This is a genomic window from Okeania sp. SIO2C2 (assembly GCF_010692625.1).
Taxonomy (GTDB): domain Bacteria; phylum Cyanobacteriota; class Cyanobacteriia; order Cyanobacteriales; family Microcoleaceae; genus Okeania; species Okeania hirsuta.
In genome coordinates this window covers 26,279-45,263 of sequence record NZ_JAAHGM010000030.1, presented here as the reverse complement: position 1 = coordinate 45,263, position 18,985 = coordinate 26,279, and the positions used below count along the sequence as shown (strand labels likewise).

Here is an 18,985-nt window from a genome sequence, read left to right as displayed (position 1 = left end):
GTTTCTCATAACAAAAATAATTCCAATGCACTACCATGACAATGCAGCATCACGTTTATTTTTGCTCGACAGTATCGGTGTCAAAGTTAACTCCTTCGTATAAAACTTTAACAGTGGAAGTAAATTCAATACTTGATAATGTAATCGACTCTCCTTCTGTGTTAATTTATGGAGCGATCGCCTTACCGTTAGGTTTTAATGGCATTCTTGTGAAATTTCCTGTTTTACTTCTTGTACTAAAAAGAGGTAAGTAGGTAAGCATAAATAAAGGTTAAAATAAAAAATATGAAAAAGAACCTATAAGCTAGTTATCAATAGGTTTTCACTGTTTTGAATTTTTATTGCTATTGTACTGATAATTAAGCCTACCTACTTAGTAGGAAGTAGGGGGAAAGAATTGATTATTTATGTGGGATAATTGATTTGATTTTTTATTATTGGAGATGTCTAATGAATAATTGGCTTGTTATTATTTCTAACAAACCCTCAAAACCTTACTTCTCCCTAACCCGAAACTGGATCGTTATAGTTTTTCTAATTTCCCTCACCCTCTGCCTACTTTTCCCCACTTTCGCCCAAACAAAAAAACCATCAAACTACGACATTACCAGTCAAATACCATTCAACCAACCCAGTTATTACCCCCTCCAACAGACCATTAACAACCAACTCTACCGCCCAACAACAACCTGGGGAGGGCGACTCATTCTGCCAAAACCAGACTCCCCACCACCAAGTAACCAACAAGACTGGGTATGGATAGAAATCTATAACGCTCCAGAAACAGCTAAAAATTTAGAAGGGGAAATACTGCCTTTGCAATGGAGTCAACAACCATTAACACAAACATTCGTCGAAACTGTTACGAAAGATATTCAATTTTCTCAAGCAGCTAAAAACAGTAGTAACAACGGCAATGTCTTGCCCACTCGCCTCAATGGTTTAACCAAAGTCGGTCCCTTAAAATCTCTCGCCGGAGCTAGACCTAACGACGATATGATAGTCGGTCTGGAAAACGTCAAAATTACAACCAACGAAGGAGGTTCCCCTATTCTGGAAACTACTCTGGAACCCATGCAAATTACCGGACGTTATTACGCTTTAGTTGATATCCTCCGCACGGCAACCACAAACGCCACTCCAGAAAATTGTCCTGGAAACCAACCATGCACCAGCGAACTTTTCCAAGTACGTCACTACAACCCCACTACCAAAAAATTCGACGGTGCAACAGAAATTATCCGCATTCCCCAACAACCACTCCTCCCCAACAAATTATTTCAATCAACACCCCAAGGAATAACAGACTCCCCCGCAGGGAAAGCAGGTTGGTATATTTATGGAGCAAAAGATAGAGAAGGAATGTTTACAGTTCAAGCAGTAAAACCGCGATCGCTTTTTCAACTACAACCGGAACAAACTATCCAGGGAAAAACAGCAGGCATCAAATATATCGATCGCCAAAATTGGCAAAATACGGAAAGTCGCAAAGGCACGATTCAAAGTGTATTAGTTATTGAGGAACAAGGAAGTAAGGTAGATAAACTTTCTCCTACCCACTCCCTGCTAAAAGAAGGAGATTATGCTTTAGTCATTCATCTATTCGGGGGTATTGGTGGAGAAAAAGGTGAACCCATACTTGCAGGAACAGTTACCGGACATTTTTCTTACGGTTTAGCTCAAGTAGTGCGAGATACTTTTACCAACGAATTACAATTTGACATCAAATACCAACAAGTTTACGCCCAAAATTCCAACGGCATAATTTCCGGTACTCACCACTGGGAAAATTATATGGGAAATTTGGAAAAAGGATGGTTAGGAACTCGCCCAGTCTCGGATGTAGTCATCAAATTAGACGCACTTAAAGATTATGATTTTGGCGGTGTCATCCTCTCCCCTTTCCGAGAATTTATGTATCAGTTACAAATAATGACAGCTCGTTACCGCACGGGGGATGGCACGGGGGTAGCAAGAGTTACTCCAGCAACTTCTTGTGTCCAAGACTCTAGTCAAGCACTTTTTATTGCCATTAAAAGTATTGAGAATAAGTTTTATTCCACACCAGAAATTCAAACCTGGCTAAAATCTCATCCCAACGATCCACAAACATTAAGGTTTCAACAACTTGTGTCTTTGGGGAAAAAACTGGAAAAGGCTTTAGTTCCCAGAGGTGTTGTGCGCCCAGACTGGCAACAAAATGCTGAATATTTGGCAGGGATAAATGCGAGAAATGGGTTTGTGAATGAGATTAGTATTGTTAACAGTATTTTGAGTTGGCGATCAATGATGCCTCGTCGCGCTCACGATGAAGTTAGCGCTATTTTCCTGGAAAGTGGTGCAGAATTATGGTTTCTCCGCACTAACCAGGTGGGAGGATATGACCCAGATATTGAACCAGTGGCACCGACTGTTGCATTGGGGCAGTTTCCTCTAATTTCAAAGTTAATTGAGCGTTTGATATTTGCTTCTCGTCTGATGAATGGTCAAGACTGGTTAGTTGTTGGGATGACGTTATTGGTTTATGGAGCGATCGCTTTACCATTAGGCTTTAATTCAGGATTTTTGCAGGTTAGTTCTGGTTTTTCCAATATCAAAGAGTTATTTCAGGGGTTAGTAATGGCATTTTTTACTCCAGCGTTAATCGAAGAATTAATATTTCGAGTTTTTTTATTGCCTCATCCCACTGAGAGAGTTTCAACTATTATGTGGTGGTTGTGGGCAGGGTTAAGTTTATTTTTGTTTATTATTTATCATCCAATAAATGCTCTAACTTTCCATCCCCAGGGAAACCCAACTTTTATGAAACCGATTTTTTTGACATTGACAGGAATTTTAGGATTAGTATGTACAGTAGCTTATCAATTAACTGGTTGTTTGTGGGTTGTAGTAATTATTCATTGGGCAGTAGTTGTGATTTGGCAATATTGGTTAGGAGGTAAAGAAAAGTTGTATGGGAGTAACTAATATTATCAAGTTTTTGTTTGTAGTATTGCTCTAGTCCTGACAATATTTTTATTAGGACTAAAGTCCAACTACGAACCTGATTATAACTGTTCTACAGAACATGATATTCAATATATTTATTAATAAAAGCTTCATTGGATCATTACTTAATAATAAATTATATGGTTTGTAGTATTGCTCTAGCCCTGACAATATTTGTATTCGGACTAAAATCCAACTACGAGCCTGATTATAAATGTTCTACAGAACATGATATTCAATATATTTATTAATAAAAGCTTCAGGAGTTAGACATTCAAACTCTCCAGTTTTTTCTACAATAGCATTAACCAATTTATTTATAGTTTGCCGAGTTTATTCCCACACTCCCCTCTTTCTTCTTACTTATTCCTTCTTACTTATTCCCTCTGCTATAAAACTAAAAACCTTGACAATTTGCCTGTACAATTTTTCGGACTTCTCCAGACTCTAATTCTATTAATTTCTTAGTTGCTTGAATTTGAGTAGGCTGATTTTCTAAATGTTGACGCTCAATTAATTCCCATTCTTCTGCTGTTTTCGTATAGCGTCTAGATGTAGCTCTATCCATATTCATAGATGTCGCAACTTCATTTAGAGAAGCCCACCCTGGTTGATTTCGCATTCTATGTAAATAGCGAGTCATTATATCAATATCAATTTTCATTGTGCATTTTCCTGATTATTTTTAACTATATATAATTTGATAAAAAAAGAATATTACAAGTGCTTTATAAAAGGAATAAGTAAGAAAAAAAGCAATAATAATGATTGATTTTATTGCTCAATTAGATAAATAAGTTTTGACCAAAACAATTTTATCAAAATTGTCTATTCTTTACAGCAAAGATAGATCCTACTGAATATAATATAGGTAATATAATATTCAGATAATTAGTTATAAAAAAAGTCTTTATTTGTAGGCGCGTTTAACGCAACTACACACCTAAATAAAATTAAAATTTCAAGACTACAATTACAACTGATAACCACAACTAGAGCAAAAGCGATCGCTTGTTTGTACAGGAGCACCACATTGAGAACAAAAACCCTTCCCAGAACTTGCAGAGGAACTTGACCCCATTTCCATCGACATATTACCCATCCGCATCTGCATTGAGTTCATCTTCATTTCCATATTGCCCATTTTCATCGGTTCCATTGGTTTCATTGGTTCCATCGGTGGCATACTTTTGCTAGGTGTTGCCTCTACTTGTTGAAGCGATAAAACTTCGGCATCACTCAAAGTAGGCGTCCCACTGATAGTACTTATTCCACCTGCCTGCAACTGAACAAAAGATTGTCCCTGTTCCGACTCTATCCGCAAAATTACTCCAGTAGCAGTTTTAAACAAAGTGGGTACTACAGTCCATTTACTTGTTTGAAACCCTGTACTTGCCTGTTGTTGTTGACCAGGACTACCACTGGAAAGAGTAACCACAGTTTGCATTACCTGATTTTCAATATAAACTTGCTGGCCATTACTAAGATTGCATTTGTAAGCCATAACTTTTAGTCGATCATTACTTAATTGTATATATTATAACAATTTTCTTAATAATAATTGTTACTTAATTATGTAAACTTTAAACTTACTTGTACAATAAAAGTTTAATTATCATCAAGTAGTTGATAAATTATAAATAAAAATAGTGCAATTTGATTCTTATACACCGGGGGAATTCTACGATGAACTTTTCATCAGTAAAAATCAACCTCGTCCAGAAGCTCAATTATTGATAGAAAGAATTAATTCTCTTTCTGTAGGTGAACTATTGATGCGACAAAAAGCTGCACAAGTCGCAATGGTAAAACTTGGAGCAACTTTTAATGTCTATGGTGATAGTCAAGGTACAGAACGTATTTTTCCTTTTCAATTTACTGGCTAAATCGTTATGTTGAAAGGGCAGAAAATGTTGCCGGATTTGTTGATGTAAATCTCAATCTACTATTAGATTCTCCTGGTGTAATTCAACAGTGGCAACCTATAGTTATTACTACTGGAGATTTACCTTTATTTCAACAATGCTATGGCGAAGCAACAGAAGCAAATGTAATTCAATTTCTTACTTTTGACTGTGACGACCCTAAGTCTATTATTTCATGTCTGCGTCTAGCTAGAGAAAATGCTCGTTCCATTCGGGAAATTATTTCCTCAGAAATGTGGGAGCAAGTTAACTCATTTTATTTAATGGTAAAAGATGTTGCTAATAATGGTTTAAAAAATTCTGATAATTCAGAAGTTTTTGAGAAGGTAAAAATGGGTGAACATTTATTTTCAGGTATCATGGATGCTACTATGAGTCACAATGAAGCATGGCATTTTGGTAGAATGAGCAGATTTTTAGAACGGTCTGATAAAACTAGCCGTATTCTTGATGTTAAATACTATATTCTTTTACCTTCAATTAAAGATATTGGAACTCCACTAGACGAAGTACAATGGATGGCATTATTAAAGTCAGCAAGTGCTTATGAAATGTATTGCAAACATCAACAACATAGAATTACCCCTAATGGAATAGTAGAATTTTTAATATTAGACCGAGAGTTTCCCCGCTCAATTCAATATTGTTTAAGTTCAACAGAGCGATCGCTCTATCAAATTATTGGAGTAACTCAAGGTATGAAAAAACATCCAGTAGAAAAAGTATTGGGTCGTTTATGTTCTGAGTTAGACTATTTAACAATATAGGAAATAATTCAAACTGGTTTACACGAATTTCTGGATAATTTACAAACGAGAATTAATCAGACAGGAGAGAAAATTTTTGAACCTTTTTTCGATCTTCAACCGATAGAGGGACAGCGATTAAATAATTAGCAAATGCGATAAAGTCGAATGAAAATCGCCTAATTTTCTCCTCTCAATTATAGATTAATTTCTCAATTAAACCAACGATTAGATATTTTTGACTCGATACAAGGAACTTCTAAACTACCAGTAATATTATGTCCGGTTGAATAGTTATAAATAATCAGGAAGGAGTCAGGTAGGGGAGCTGTCGGTAGTGCGACATACAGGAGGGAAGAAGAGGGAGTTTTAAGCTATAAGCAGGGGAAAGTTTTTTTGGTCAGGCTCTTATCCGGACATGATATAATCCAATAATTAATAGATATCTCCAACAATAAAAAATCAAATCAATTATTGCACATAAATTATCAATTCTTTCTCCCTACTCTTTACGGACGTTGCATGCAACGTCCCTACTTCCTACTCCCTATGCATGGAGGAGATGTCTAATAATTATTATTCAAAATTAGGCGTTGCTGAAATGTAATGGTAAGTAGCTGAAGGTAAAATTGAAAAACTTATGTTTTGCGTTGATACTTAATCTAAAAATCATTACTACTCAGCAACGCCCAAAATTAAGCCAAAGATCGAATATTTTTGACTCGATACAAGAAACTTCTAAACTACCAGTAACCCAATAATTAATAATTACAGCAGATTTCATCAGGCGTGAGGTACATCCTTCGTGGGCAAGATGCCCGCACTACCAACATCTTAACGTTAATATTTGTATCTTATATACGACCGAATCTGCTGTATTATTCACAGCAGAACTATTTCATATATATGTCCTTTATTCACTGTTCCTGAAAAATTTAGATATTTTTCCTCGATCAATTTGTCAATTATGATCAAGAGTAACTTTTTCATCAATATATTTATATTTAAGCTATAAGGCAAAAAATTTGATGAAAAAATAATCAAGAGTCGATGTATAGACACAAGAGTTAATATTATTGTTATAGTAGTATCGACTTTATCATCAATTTAAAACTCAGCTCGAGACAAATAACAACCACTAGAAAACTGTAAATATATTGATTTTTATGAGTAATTTATCTTCATCAACTCAAGACTCCAGACAAACACAGACACAGATAGAAACGAATGCTTCCACAACTGAACCAAAACCCAGTTATGTCAAACTGGCCATGAGAAATATGGTGAGGAAGGGAAGTAAATCACTCAAACATTTTGCCCTGACAACCATTGGACTTGTAGGTATATTGGTTGGCCTTGCCTATCTAACGCGATAATTAAAATCACATTTTTGAGCGGAAAGGAGAATTTAAGGTTGTATCTGGAAGTAAGTGTTCAGGATTATTTCTGGTCATCCTCTGTGTCAGAAGTAGAAAAATTAAAAGTCCAGAATGTTGACGAAGTCAGAAGTCAGAATTCAGAAGTCAGAAGTTGTTTTTGTAAGGGGGATTTGAGCAAGTCTCCAAAAACATTTAGCCAATCAAAGCAGGGTTTTAGACCCAATTATTCTGATAAGGAAAAATTTTATCCCATATCTTCTGAAAATTGGGCATATTGGTTTCAAAAATGGCTAGAAATTCTACAACCAAATATTCCACTTGCTGAAAACTACGAACTTACTCTACGTCTGACCGGGGATGGCGAAATCCAAATCCTTAATCATCAGTATCGCGACCGGAATCAACCAACAGATGTTTTAGCTTTTGCTGCTCTGGAAGTAAATGTTCCTCAGCCAAAAGTACTAGATTCTGATTTACAACTATATCTGGGTGATATAGTAATTTCCGTTGAGACGGCCATTCGGCAAGCTAGACAACTGGAACATTCATTAACAACTGAATTAGTTTGGCTAGCCGCCCATGGTTTTCTACACCTACTTGGATGGGATCATCTTGACGAAAAGAGTTGGCAACAAATGCTCAAACAGCAATTATTTTTGCTTCATGCCGTTGGAATTACTATTGAGAAACAAATCACTTTAGAAAATTGACAAGACTAAGGGTAAATTTTGAACTTTTTAGATAGACTATTAATCGAGTAAGTCTTTGATTATCTGGGCCTTATTTATTAAATTGAACTGAGGTAGATAAATTATGAAACTGAATGAGTCATCAATATCTTACAATGAAGCCACTTTTATACACAAATCGAAAAATTCTTCTGCTCCGAAAATAAAGGGTTCTAAAAGTACAGTTAAACCTAATAGAGAATTATCTTGGCAAGTAGCAAATAGTCTTTTAATTAGCTTCAAATATGCTTGGGCAGGATTGTCTTATGCTTTCCAGACTCAGCGTAATTTTCGGATTCATACTTTCATCGGTATTGTTGCTGTTAGTTTGAGTATTTTATTAGAGTTAAAACCAATAGAAACAGCAGTTATTGTGTTAACTATTGGATTGGTTATGGCTATGGAATTACTGAATACTGCTATTGAATCTGTGGTAGATTTAACAGTTAAAAAAAGTTACCACGAGTTAGCCAAGATTGCTAAAGATTGTGCTGCAGGTGCTGTTTTAATTTCAGCTATTGTCGCATTGCTTATCGCAAGTTATCTGATTTTACCTCAATTATTAAGTCTAGTTATTGATACTTTTAGTAGTTAGTGCCGCTACGCGGAAGTTAAAAGTCAATCATTTTTAATTTGTAATTGTTTTAGGATTTTGTAACTGGTCAGTTATTTCCGCCATCCTGCACTAGGGATTATCGCTTTGATTGATTAAATGGGGTGCAAGATTTGAGATTTTAAGTTGATATTTAATGAAATTTCAAACAAGAGTTGGTTATTTACTAACAGTAAAAAGTCCGGCAAACCTTCTTCTATGTTACCTGTTGTCTTTTGCCTGTTGCCTAAAAGCGACCAGTTTTTTTACCTAACTCAAATAAAATTACTATATAAGTTTTTGCCATTATCAAAGCATCTGGCTTTTTACAGTAAAAATAATTTTTACTGGAGTAGAGGTCTAGCTATAATCAAAGTATTTTGAAAGTTGGTTGGTTAAAAAATACTTTTTGCATCAGTGCAATGAAGCTAGAATTTTAATAAAATTAGAGTGTTGTTTGTGCTTTAGTTGCTATTTTTCTCTTTAGCTCAGTAGTAAAACTTTCAGTTTTATGAATCTTACGCTTGAGAAATTATTTCTCAAAATAACTAATCAGAAAAATTAGCGACCACCCATCGATTGAGAGATTAAATATATCTAGGAAATTAAGGAGTAGAACGCTTTGATTATAGTTATAGATAATTACGATAGTTTCACCTACAATTTAGTACAATATTTAGGTGAATTGGGTGCAGAATTAGCAGTTGCAGCTAATGTTAAAGTTTACCGTAATGATAAAATTTCTTTGGCAGAAATTAATGACTTGAAACCTGATGGAGTGGTTATTTCTCCAGGTCCTGGTCGCCCTGAAGATGCCGGAATTTCTCAAGCATTAATTAAAGAATTAGGAGTAAGTTTACCTATATTGGGGGTGTGTCTCGGTCATCAAAGTATTGGTCAAGTATTTGGAGGAAAAATTGTTGCTGCTCCAGAATTAATGCACGGTAAAACTTCTGAAATTTATCATCACGGAGTAGGTATTTTTGAAGGGTTAGATAATCCTATAATTGCTACGAGATATCATAGTTTAGTTATAGATAAGGAAAGTTTTCCTGAAGTATTGGAAATTACGGGATGGGTTGAGGATGGAACTATTATGGGTGTTAGACATAGAAATTATCCTCATATTCAGGGGGTACAATTTCATCCGGAAAGTATTTTAACTAATTCTGGAAAGTTGTTAATTAGAAATTTTTTGGAAAAGTTATAGAATTTTTAATAGGGTTTTTTAACTGTTGTCTATAATCTGATCATTATAGGTTTCTAAGAACGGTATATGTGGGATGGACAAAGATGGATAGATTTATTGTGATACCAAGTGTGATAAATGTTTGTTACAAATTTTAGGGACGTTGCATGCAACGTCCCTACGGAAGAGGGAAGAGGGAAGAAGGAAGAAGGATTAGAGCGGAAGGGCGAAAAACGTGATCTATGATAACCGGATTTAGTATTATTCTTTTAAAAGTCAAAATTAACCCATCTTAATAATTAATTTCTATAATACACCATAGTTTGGTAATTTTATATCACTACAAGAATTGGGCGCGGACATTTTTCAATCCTAAAACTCTTTTACAGTTTGCTATTCCCTATTCCCTATTCCCTAGAGTGTAGCGCTATAATTAAAATGCTCCCCAATAAATCTGGCGATCGCTACTTTTATGCTCGGTACAATCTTCGGATGAAGGGTCGGCAGAAATAATTTTTTCATTGGGAAAAGACCTAATTCTTAATTCATTTAAGATCAAGCTAACATTTTCAGATTCAGCATCAATAATACTGGCAAGAGGCAGAAGATTATCTAGAGAAAAGTTTCCCAGTTGAATGTTAATAATTTCTGCCAGATAGCAGAGCATAATATATCTACTAGCACTAGAAATAAGATAAAAAATTCTCTGGTTAGCATCAAAATAATAAACCCCAGGAATAGATGATGCGACCAGAGTTTTATCTGGCAAAACTAAATCTACATTAATTTCACTAGCGGAGATAACTTGAGCAGTTTTTAACCAGTTGAAGTCTACTTCTGATTCTAAGTCGTGGTAGTGAAAAATTAATCTCTGTAGACCATGAATAAATTCTGGAGAATTGAGAGTATTTTGCCATTTTATACACCATTCATTAGATTGGTTATTCTCAGCAGGTTTGACATTTTGAGGAATTTCAATAATATCTTTGAATAAAGAAAAACTACCTGCTAGTTTTGCCAATTTAACAGATACTTGAGGGTGTAATAACCAGGTACTATCTATATAATCTCGCCACCAATGAGCATCAGGTATTAAAATTTTATTGGCAGGAAATAATTGATGATTTGTATTAAGAATAGGTATATTTTTAACTGAACTTCTTTCCAAAGATAATTGAGCTTCTAAACGTTGGAAAACTTGAATAACACAAATTTTATCTTCAGAGTTTAGAGGTAAGCGATCGCTCTGTTCAAATATCTCTTCAAGAAAGTCTAAATAATCTACAACAGTAGGGGATTGTTTTTGTCCTAAAAGTTGAGAAACTTCTGCTAAAGGGTGGGAAGGAGTGAGACAAATACGACGAGTGGCAAAAAAAAAGGAACTTTAACTTGAAAAGTATTTTTTGGCTGCCAAAATTTACTGGAAGATTCATCCGATAAACAGGGGCGATGATTAAAACGTTTTTGAATTTTTAGCTTTTCTTGATTTGTGACATTTCGGTTATCTACAAAATTTTTATACAGATAATCATAAATAGCATTACCAAACAACAACCCACCCACCTCATAGACCTTCATAAAATCAGGATATTTCTCATACCATTTCTCAGCAGCAATACTCCATTCTCTTCCCGGTTCCTGTCGAGAAGTTCCTGGAATAGCAGCACCATGAGGGTCAAAAAATATCAGACTTTGCCGAGAAATAAAACTAGGAAAATCAGTCACATGGTAAATAGCATTAAAACCTACTCCAAAGCGACCAGTTTTTTGTAAATCTTGGGATTTTTTACTTTGCCCTAAACTTTTAATACTCTCAAAATCTTGGTCTCGAAAAACTTGATTGTTGTAGACTAAAATTGCCGGAACCATTAATTTTTCCATACGATTATCAGGCAAGTTTTTTGCTAGATGAGTCCGCCAATCTAAATAATTTCAACCCTTGTAGCTTTGGCATCATCAGCATTTTGAATTAACTCTTTGAGAATACCAACACCTTCAGGATAATCTCGAATAATTCCTCTGAGACGAGGGATGAGTGGTTCAGATTGATAGAAGGATTTACCGCCTATTTCTCCTTGATTAGAATCCATTATTTTTTTTAGTTGCTGTCATTGATTAGAGTGTTTATTTATGTCAAAAATATGTTTGATTAGATATACAATAGTTAAAGGTGAAGATTGTTAAAAATTATCCTATCCCACAAAAAAGTATTCTCATCAGTCTAACAGAGATGTATAGTATCTAAAAGAGAAAATATTGTGAAACTCAGAGTAACAAATAAAAGATGAAAAGACGAAAATTTATACGTTATACACAAGCAAGTTTGTTAGCCTTAATGGGAACTGGTTTAACATCTAAATTTCACCATTCTCAGGCACAAACAGGAGAATCTTTAACAATTAAATGGTTAGGACATACTTGCTTTTTATTTGAAGATACAGCTACTAAAGTATTAGTAAATCCTTTTCGCCCAATAGGTTGTACAGCAGGATATCGCAACCCTACAGTAGATACAGATTTAATTTTAATTAGTAGTAGATTATTAGATGAGGGAGTAGTAGAAAACTTTACAAGTAATCCCCCACCAATGTTGTTATATGAACCTGGAGTTTATCAGGTTGATAATAGACAAATTCAAGGAATTCGCACTACTAAAGATAGAGAAGGTGGACGTCGATTCGGGACTAATGTGGCTTGGTTATGGCAGCAAGCAGGAATCAAGATTTTGCATTTAGGGGGACTAGCAAGTCCCATTGGCATAGAAGAACGTATTTTAATTGGTCGTCCAGATTTGCTACTCATTCCTGTAGGGGGAGGGCCAAAAGCATATACCCCTTTGGAGGCAAAACAGACATTGGAAGTGCTAAAACCCAGAATTGTGATTCCCACTCATTACAAAACTGAAGCTGCTGATGAAGCTACTTGTGATATTGTTCCTATCGAGGAATTTCTCAGTGTGATGGAAGGAACTCCAGTCAGAGTTGTAAATCAGGATACAATTTCGATTACTAGAGCTGATGTTCCTCAAGAAGGCTCGATAATAGAAGTTTTGAGCTATGGATTCGATCAACTATCTCCGGATTCTCTCGGAAGTAATTAAAAACTGAAAAGTAAAACTTAAGTATAATTATGTAAATTATCTTGACACTTATTAAAATTTTGTTAAGATAAATAGAACTAAGTTTACACTTTTTAACAAACAGGAAAAGTAGCTCGGTATCATATACATTCAAAACAAATATAGTCATATATAGTCATATGGTCTCCAGAAATTGGGGCAACTATTGACATAATCTAACAATGTCTGTGATGATTGAAAATCAAATAGCCTCAAGAGTCAACGATCTGATTTTAATAGGGTGAAATTCCTGGACTGACACGCTACCTCTAGACACATCAGAACCTACGTCCAAGCCTCTGTATTATGACCAAGTAGAAATTGAATCAGGGAGATAATCAAATAAATGAGGAAAAGAAAAAGCAGTCCCAAATGCTTTTAGCTATGGGATAGAGGGTGTTGTAGTTCACCCAGTCAAGGTAAAAGCTGCAAAATAAGGATATGTCATATTTGACTATATTTTTATGAACTATGAATAATCAAAATATAAGTCTGATGAAAAAAGCGATCGCTATTTTAGGATTAGTTGGTACTACCGCATTCTTCGGTCTACCCGCAGTAGCTAACTTCTCTCAAAAATCTTCCACTCAGTCAGTAGTTAACCAACCTTTACTAATTGCTGACTCTCACTCTAAGGATATTGTCGCAACTGCAGCAGAAGCAGGTCAATTCAATACTTTAGCTGCGGCACTAAAAGCTGCTGGTTTAGTAGAAGTACTTCAAGGAGAAGGCCCTTTTACAGTATTTGCTCCTACTGACGAAGCATTTGCAGCTTTACCAGCAGGAACATTGGAAAAGTTATTATTGCCACAAAACAAAGATAAACTGGTAGAAATTCTGACTTATCATGTAGTCCCTGGTAAGGTAATGTCTGGCGACCTCGAATCTGGAATGGTTAAGACTGTAGAAGGTAGTGAGGTAAACATTGATGTTTCTGATGCAGGTGTTAAAGTTGGAGAAGCTAATGTAGTTAAGGCAGATGTACCTGCGAGTAATGGTGTAATTCATGTCATTGATACAGTAATTATTCCTGACTAATTAATTAATTAGCGTTATACCATTTATAGCGGTTTCCGTTGTTATGAGGTAACTGGTCGCGGGCAAGATGCCCGCACTACAATGATTTTACCATTCAAGCTTGTACCTCATTTGCCCGAAATATGCTGTAATTTATTGGAAATATTTCATTAATTGATAATTACTTCTGGTTAAAACCGAGAGGATTGAATAGAAGGAGATATTATTTCTTCTCTTGGTTGATTGGATATGGCGAGGGGACCTCGCCATCCCTCAACCGCTTTTTTCCCCTTAAAAGGGGAGGCTTTAAACCAAAATTATTTAATTATTAATTATTAATAATTGGTAAATCTACCCCATTCTTAAATATGCTTACGAATGGGTTTTTTTATCGAGTCAAAAGTCAGAAGTCATAGTTCTACATTTGAAATATTTTTCAGATAAGTTCCAGTTTTTGTACTATTTTTAATAATGTAGTTAATGAAATTGGGAAAATATGAATACCCAAAATATTCTAACTCTCTTCAAAAAGTCCATCAATATCTTAGGATTAATCTGTACTACTTTAGCGCTAATCTTTGCTAGCGCTTTTATAGTCTACCCGCAGTAGCTAATCAGCAAGTAGTTAATCAACCGATACTAATTGCTGATGCTCAAGATCAAGATATTGTATCAACTGCAGTAGAAGAAGGTAAATTCAATACTTTAGCTGCGGCACTAAAAGCTGCTGGTTTAGTAGAAGTGCTACAATTAAGTGGCCCATTTACAGTATTTGCACCTACTGATGAAGCATTTGCAGCTTTACCACCAGGATTAGTAGAAGATTTATTACTTCCAGAAAACAAAGACGCACTAATCAAAATTCTGACTTATCATGTAGTTTTTGGTAAGGTAATGTCTGGAGACTTAGAATCTGGAGAGGTAAGAACTCTTGAAGGTGATGATATCTACGTTAAAGTTTCCAATGCAGGTGTAAAGGTAAATGATGCTAATGTAATTATTCCAGATGTACCTGCAAGTAATGGTGTGATTCATGTTATTGATTCTGTAATTTTACCATCCAGATAATGAGTATTACTTCTATTAAGTACCTAAGCAAAATAATCTACCTATTCTAATTTTCTGCGCTCTTGAGAAAGGAAATAATTTAGCTTATTATAAATGTGTAATTAATTTTGCACGACCACTTATTAGCGATCGCTATCTTAGGAATAGAAATATTTTGAACATACCTCATTCAGAAGTAGAGTAGGAATGGGTTTTTTTAGTAAGTTTTGTAAATTCAAGGAAGAAGCTATAGTTGAAGTTAGAAGTCATACCAATTTGAAAAAAGAATGCTACAAAAAGGTAGACCTTGCTCGAATATGCTTAAAAATAGCTAGTCCAGTTCATTTTAGATAGTTATTTATATTGTTTTTCCCTTTTTGTCAATATTTATCCCTTCTTCCTTCTTTCTTCTTCCTTCTTTCGTACGGACGCCCTTATGCAACGTCCCTACCATTTTTCATGAATTGATAATTGATAATGGATAATTGATAATTACCTCTGGTTAAAACCGTTACGGAATTGAATATAAGGAGATATTATTTCTTTTTTTTTCCCCTTAAAAGGGGAGGCTTTAAACCAAAATTATTTAATAATTAATAATTAATAATTAATAATTCGGTAACAAACATTTATCAAATTGGTATCAGAAGGTAGAAGTCAGAAGTTAAATTATTGTGTAAGCATTCAGCTATTAGCATTCAGAATTTCCTGCGGAATGCGGAAGCAAACAGACCCATGAACATATTCAAGTAATACTATTTCTGAATAGTAATACTATGTTTGATTAGCATATCCCTACCTCTCTATTACAAAGATATATATAGCAAACTTTTTGAGATTTGGTATAATACCAATTTGAAAAAAGAATGCTATGAAAAGTGCCTCTCAATCAGATATGTTTAAAAATAGTGACTCTCGTTTATTTTAGATGATTATTTCTATTTTTTTACCTTTTTTTCAATATTTCCTCCTTCTTCCTTCTTCCTTCTTCCTTCTTTCTTACTTCTACTATTTGTAACAAACACTTATCAAATTGGTATAACTACTAAAGTTAGCTGATAAACTTTTTCTTTCGGTGCGGAATGCGGAAGCAAACATAACTTTTAATTCTCTTTGGGGACTAATTCCTCCTTCGATACCACAATTAGTTAATAGTTCATAGCTGAAGCGCTGAATGCTTACATTATTGTTGTGACTAAACTTGAGACTTTTAGAATCTCCTAGTAGATAAAAAAGAATGGGAAGAAGTAGCTTTTTTTTATTCTGTTTCTCATTGGTGTGTTTTTCTTTATCCATTACTTATACCAACGGAAATGATATAATTTTAACGCTAATCGCTGATAGCTGAATGCTAATTGCTAGAATATGAATTTGAGTTTCTGCATTATTGTTAAAAATGAGGAAAAAAACTTGCCTCGATGTTTGGCAAGTGTGAAAGATACGGTTGATGAAATGGTGGTGTTAGATACGGGTTCAACTGACCGAACGCCAGAAATAGCTCAAGAATTTGGTGCTAAAGTACATTATTTTGAATGGTGTAATGATTTTGCAGCAGCAAGAAATGAATCTTTGAAATATGTTACTGGTGATTGGGTTTTAGTATTAGATGCTGATGAATATCTCTCACCAAAAATAGCTCCACATATTCAGGAAGCAATTAAGAGCGATCGCTACATTTTAATTAATTTAATTAGGGAGGAAATAGGGGCACAACAGTCTCCATATTCTTTGGTTTCTCGTCTGTTTAGAAATCATCCTGAAATAAAATTTTCTCGGCCTTATCACGCTATAGTTGATGATAGTATTACTGAGATTTTGGCGAAGGAATCTCACTGGGAAATAGCTTCGTTGCCAGATATAGCAGTTTTACATGAGGGTTATCAAAAGGGAGAAATTACTTCTAAAAATAAACTGCAAAGAGCAAAAGCAGCGATGGAAAGTTATTTTAGTAATTATCCTAATGATGTTTATGTTTGTAGTAAGTTAGGTGCTTTGTATATAGAAATTGGTGAAAAACAGAAAGGAATGGAATTGTTATTTCGAGGTTTACAAGACCCCGAGGTAGATATAACAATTTTGTATGAGCTGCATTATCACTTAGCTATTGCCTATCGACAACAACAAGATAGAGAAATGGCAAAAAGTCATTATAAAACAGCAATAGAGTTAAATGTTATGCCTAAGTTAAAGTTGGGAGCATACAATAATTTGGGTAGTTTGTTGAAAGAAGAAGGAAATTTACAGGATGCAAAAATTAACTATGAAATTGCTTTACAAATAGACCCTAATTTTGCAGTTGGTCACTATAACCGAGGAATGGTATTGAAAGAAATGGGTTGGTTTACCGAAGCGATCGCTTCTTATCAAAAGGCAATTCAGCTTGATAGTAATTATGCAGAAGCTTATCAAAATTTGGGAGTTGTATTGTTGAAAGTAGGTCAAGTACCAGAAAGTTTAGAGGCGTTTGGGAAGGCTATTAGTTTACATGAAAAATATAATCCTACAGAAGCAAAAAGAATTAGGCAAGGGTTAGAGTCGATGGGTTTTATTTTGTAGGAATATAAATAAATTTTTCCAATCAAAAAATTATAGAGTTTAAGTAATATTAAACTCCAGCACTGTTTGAAGAATGAAGCAGGAATAACTAAAGTTGGAAGAAGAAAAAAGTAGATGGTAACTCACACCCCAACTAACCCCAACTAATTATAAACATCGTGTAGACAGCGGGGTATTATACCTAAAATAAAAAGATAATGAACCTATCCCACTAATAATATTTTTGCTAAAAACCCTAAATATTTTGAGAATTAAAAACGAAAAATTAAGCTTTTCAAGCACATTTTCCTTAAATAAATAAGTTTGACTCCCTCCAATATGTGATAATATCTTTTTTTAACATAGCGAGGAATAATTTGCTTAGGACTTATGCTAATGATGAATTTTAGACTAGGCAATCTTTTTCCCGCTGTTGCCTGTTGCCTGTTTCCTGCTATACAATTCCAATAATTTGAGTAAATTTAAAGATGATTATTTGGATCGATAAATTCAATAATTTTGAGTATAAGAAGTTAATTAGATTGATTTTTCTAAGTGGAATACTATTTATTTCTAGCTGCAATATATACCCCGAAACTAAAACAGAAAAACTACCAGAAACTTTACCTGTAGAATCACCTCAACCACCTCAACCAACTCCCTACGTTACCGAGGCAAAATTAATGGCGGTTGGAGATATTATGATGCACGGTATGCAAATCAAATCTGGCTATAATTCTCAAACTAAAACTTATTCTTATCAAGCTTTTTTCACAGAAGTAAAAGATATTTTATCTGCTGGTGATTGGGTAATTGGTAATCTAGAAACAACATTAGCAGGACCTGAATCTGGATATACAGGATATCCTTTATTTAATGCTCCGGCAACATTAGCTGATGCTATTAAATGGGCAGGTTTTAATATTTTAACTACTGCTAATAATCATTCATTAGATAGACGAGAAAAAGGTCTATTGAAAACTCTAGAAAATTTACGCGGTCGCGACATTTATCCAGTAGGTACAGCAGCGTCTTTAGCAGAATATCAACAGATTTTAATAGTGGAAAAAAATGAAATTTTGATGGCTTTCTTGGCTTACACTTATGGCACTAATGGTATCCCAATTCCTCAAGGAAAAGATTATCTAGTAAATTTAATTGACGAACAAAAAATTATTCAAGATATTACTAGGGCAAGAGAAAAAGGAGCAGATATTGTTACAGTTTCTCTACATTTTGGTGCAGAATATCAACGTCTACCTAATACTAAACAAAAACAATTAGTGGAAAGTTTGGTTAATGGAGGAGCTGATATTATTTTGGGTAGTCATCCTCATGTAGTTCAACCCTATAAAATATTTAACGTTACATCAAAAAATGGAGATACTCGTCAAGCAGTTGCGATTTATTCTATGGGGAACTTTATTTCCAATCAAACGAGAAAATGTACTAATTTGGGAGTTATTTTTCAGGTTAATATTCAGAAAAGTTTTCCAGAAGAAACAATTTAAATTTCTGGTGTGGAAGCTTTACCGACATGGGTACATCGTTATCGAAAAAATGGGAAATTAAAATTTCGTATTTTGCCTTTAGAGGAAGTTGTTAATGCTAAAAACGATTCTTTACTTAAGTCTAGAGATTATTCATTGCTAGAAAAATATTTAACTCAAATGAATAGTCATATTAATTCCTTAAAAGAAGGAGTAGGGGTTCAATAATTA

19 protein-coding genes and 1 pseudogene are annotated in these 18,985 nt (G+C 34.5%); 14 read left to right on the top strand and 6 right to left on the bottom strand.

Annotated features, from left to right (window positions below; genetic code table 11):
* The first annotated feature begins 113 nt into the window (after positions 1-113).
* Positions 114-254, top strand: a complete 141-nt coding sequence (locus F6K18_RS21805) for a hypothetical protein (RefSeq protein WP_287523973.1) — start codon at positions 114-116, stop codon at positions 252-254.
* 196 nt (positions 255-450) lie between these two features.
* The gene (locus tag F6K18_RS21800) at positions 451-2,967 is read left to right on the top strand and encodes a type II CAAX prenyl endopeptidase Rce1 family protein (RefSeq protein WP_287523970.1); all 2,517 of its coding nucleotides are present in this window, start codon (positions 451-453) and stop codon (positions 2,965-2,967) included.
* A gap of 418 nt (positions 2,968-3,385) precedes the next feature.
* On the opposite strand, the gene F6K18_RS21795 is transcribed toward F6K18_RS21800, so the two are convergent.
* Together F6K18_RS21795 and F6K18_RS21790 are read right to left on the bottom strand one after the other, a co-directional pair.
* Positions 3,386-3,652, bottom strand: coding sequence for a transcriptional regulator (locus F6K18_RS21795; RefSeq protein ID WP_287275240.1), 267 nt, complete (start codon positions 3,650-3,652; stop codon positions 3,386-3,388).
* Positions 3,653-3,961: 309 nt separating this feature from the next.
* Positions 3,962-4,492 (bottom strand): zinc ribbon domain-containing protein, encoded by a 531-nt coding sequence (locus tag F6K18_RS21790; protein WP_287523968.1) that lies wholly within the window; start codon positions 4,490-4,492, stop codon positions 3,962-3,964.
* A gap of 145 nt (positions 4,493-4,637) precedes the next feature.
* Here F6K18_RS21790 and F6K18_RS21785 point away from each other — a divergent pair, with 145 nt between their 5' ends.
* The 6 genes and pseudogenes from F6K18_RS21785 to F6K18_RS21760 all read left to right on the top strand — a co-directional run bounded on the left by F6K18_RS21785 (position 4,638) and on the right by F6K18_RS21760 (position 9,568).
* Positions 4,638-4,874: a hypothetical protein gene (locus F6K18_RS21785; RefSeq protein ID WP_287523966.1), complete on the top strand. Its 237-nt coding sequence runs from the start codon at positions 4,638-4,640 to the stop codon at positions 4,872-4,874.
* Positions 4,862-5,809: pseudogene (locus F6K18_RS21780) on the top strand (alpha-E domain-containing protein). Before F6K18_RS21785 ends, F6K18_RS21780 begins: the two are co-directional and overlap by 13 nt.
* Positions 5,810-6,825: 1,016 nt before the next feature.
* Positions 6,826-7,035, top strand: a complete 210-nt coding sequence (locus tag F6K18_RS21775; RefSeq protein WP_124145358.1) for a DUF3285 domain-containing protein — start codon at positions 6,826-6,828, stop codon at positions 7,033-7,035.
* A 38-nt stretch (positions 7,036-7,073) separates the two neighbouring features.
* Complete coding sequence (ybeY, locus tag F6K18_RS21770) at positions 7,074-7,748, top strand: rRNA maturation RNase YbeY (protein WP_287523964.1); 675 nt, start codon at positions 7,074-7,076, stop codon at positions 7,746-7,748.
* Positions 7,749-7,851: 103 nt separating this feature from the next.
* A complete protein-coding gene (locus F6K18_RS21765) occupies positions 7,852-8,361 on the top strand; it encodes a diacylglycerol kinase family protein (protein ID WP_124145357.1) in 510 nt (169 codons plus the stop codon).
* Between the two features lie 619 nt (positions 8,362-8,980).
* Entirely contained in the window at positions 8,981-9,568 is a 588-nt protein-coding gene (locus F6K18_RS21760) for an aminodeoxychorismate/anthranilate synthase component II (RefSeq protein ID WP_287523961.1), read from the top strand.
* Positions 9,569-9,980: 412 nt separating this feature from the next.
* Here F6K18_RS21760 and F6K18_RS21755 read toward each other — a convergent pair whose 3' ends face one another.
* The 3 genes from F6K18_RS21755 to F6K18_RS21745 form a co-directional block, all read right to left on the bottom strand.
* Positions 9,981-10,715: a hypothetical protein gene (locus F6K18_RS21755; protein ID WP_287523958.1), complete on the bottom strand. Its 735-nt coding sequence runs from the start codon at positions 10,713-10,715 to the stop codon at positions 9,981-9,983.
* Between the two features lie 161 nt (positions 10,716-10,876).
* Positions 10,877-11,443, bottom strand: a complete 567-nt coding sequence (locus tag F6K18_RS21750) for a hypothetical protein (protein ID WP_287523957.1) — start codon at positions 11,441-11,443, stop codon at positions 10,877-10,879.
* 26 nt (positions 11,444-11,469) lie between these two features.
* Entirely contained in the window at positions 11,470-11,637 is a 168-nt protein-coding gene (locus F6K18_RS21745; protein WP_287523956.1) for a hypothetical protein, read from the bottom strand.
* A gap of 194 nt (positions 11,638-11,831) precedes the next feature.
* On the opposite strand from F6K18_RS21745, the gene F6K18_RS21740 reads away from it, so the two are divergent.
* The 3 genes from F6K18_RS21740 to F6K18_RS21730 all read left to right on the top strand — a co-directional run bounded on the left by F6K18_RS21740 (position 11,832) and on the right by F6K18_RS21730 (position 14,750).
* A complete protein-coding gene (locus tag F6K18_RS21740; RefSeq protein WP_287523955.1) occupies positions 11,832-12,647 on the top strand; it encodes an MBL fold metallo-hydrolase in 816 nt (271 codons plus the stop codon).
* Positions 12,648-13,136: 489 nt separating this feature from the next.
* Entirely contained in the window at positions 13,137-13,703 is a 567-nt protein-coding gene (locus tag F6K18_RS21735) for a fasciclin domain-containing protein (RefSeq protein WP_287523953.1), read from the top strand.
* A 720-nt stretch (positions 13,704-14,423) separates the two neighbouring features.
* A complete protein-coding gene (locus F6K18_RS21730) occupies positions 14,424-14,750 on the top strand; it encodes a fasciclin domain-containing protein (protein WP_287523951.1) in 327 nt (108 codons plus the stop codon).
* Between the two features lie 987 nt (positions 14,751-15,737).
* Here the strand turns inward: F6K18_RS21730 and F6K18_RS21725 are convergent.
* Positions 15,738-16,025, bottom strand: coding sequence for a hypothetical protein (locus F6K18_RS21725; protein ID WP_287523949.1), 288 nt, complete (start codon positions 16,023-16,025; stop codon positions 15,738-15,740).
* A gap of 69 nt (positions 16,026-16,094) precedes the next feature.
* Here F6K18_RS21725 and F6K18_RS21720 point away from each other — a divergent pair, with 69 nt between their 5' ends.
* The 3 genes from F6K18_RS21720 (at position 16,095) to F6K18_RS21710 (ending at position 18,982) form a co-directional block, all read left to right on the top strand.
* Entirely contained in the window at positions 16,095-17,285 is a 1,191-nt protein-coding gene (locus F6K18_RS21720; protein WP_287523947.1) for a glycosyltransferase, read from the top strand.
* 467 nt (positions 17,286-17,752) lie between these two features.
* Entirely contained in the window at positions 17,753-18,775 is a 1,023-nt protein-coding gene (locus F6K18_RS21715) for a CapA family protein (protein WP_287523945.1), read from the top strand.
* 9 nt (positions 18,776-18,784) lie between these two features.
* The gene (locus F6K18_RS21710) at positions 18,785-18,982 is read left to right on the top strand and encodes a hypothetical protein (RefSeq protein WP_287523943.1); all 198 of its coding nucleotides are present in this window, start codon (positions 18,785-18,787) and stop codon (positions 18,980-18,982) included.
* Positions 18,983-18,985 lie beyond the last annotated feature (3 nt).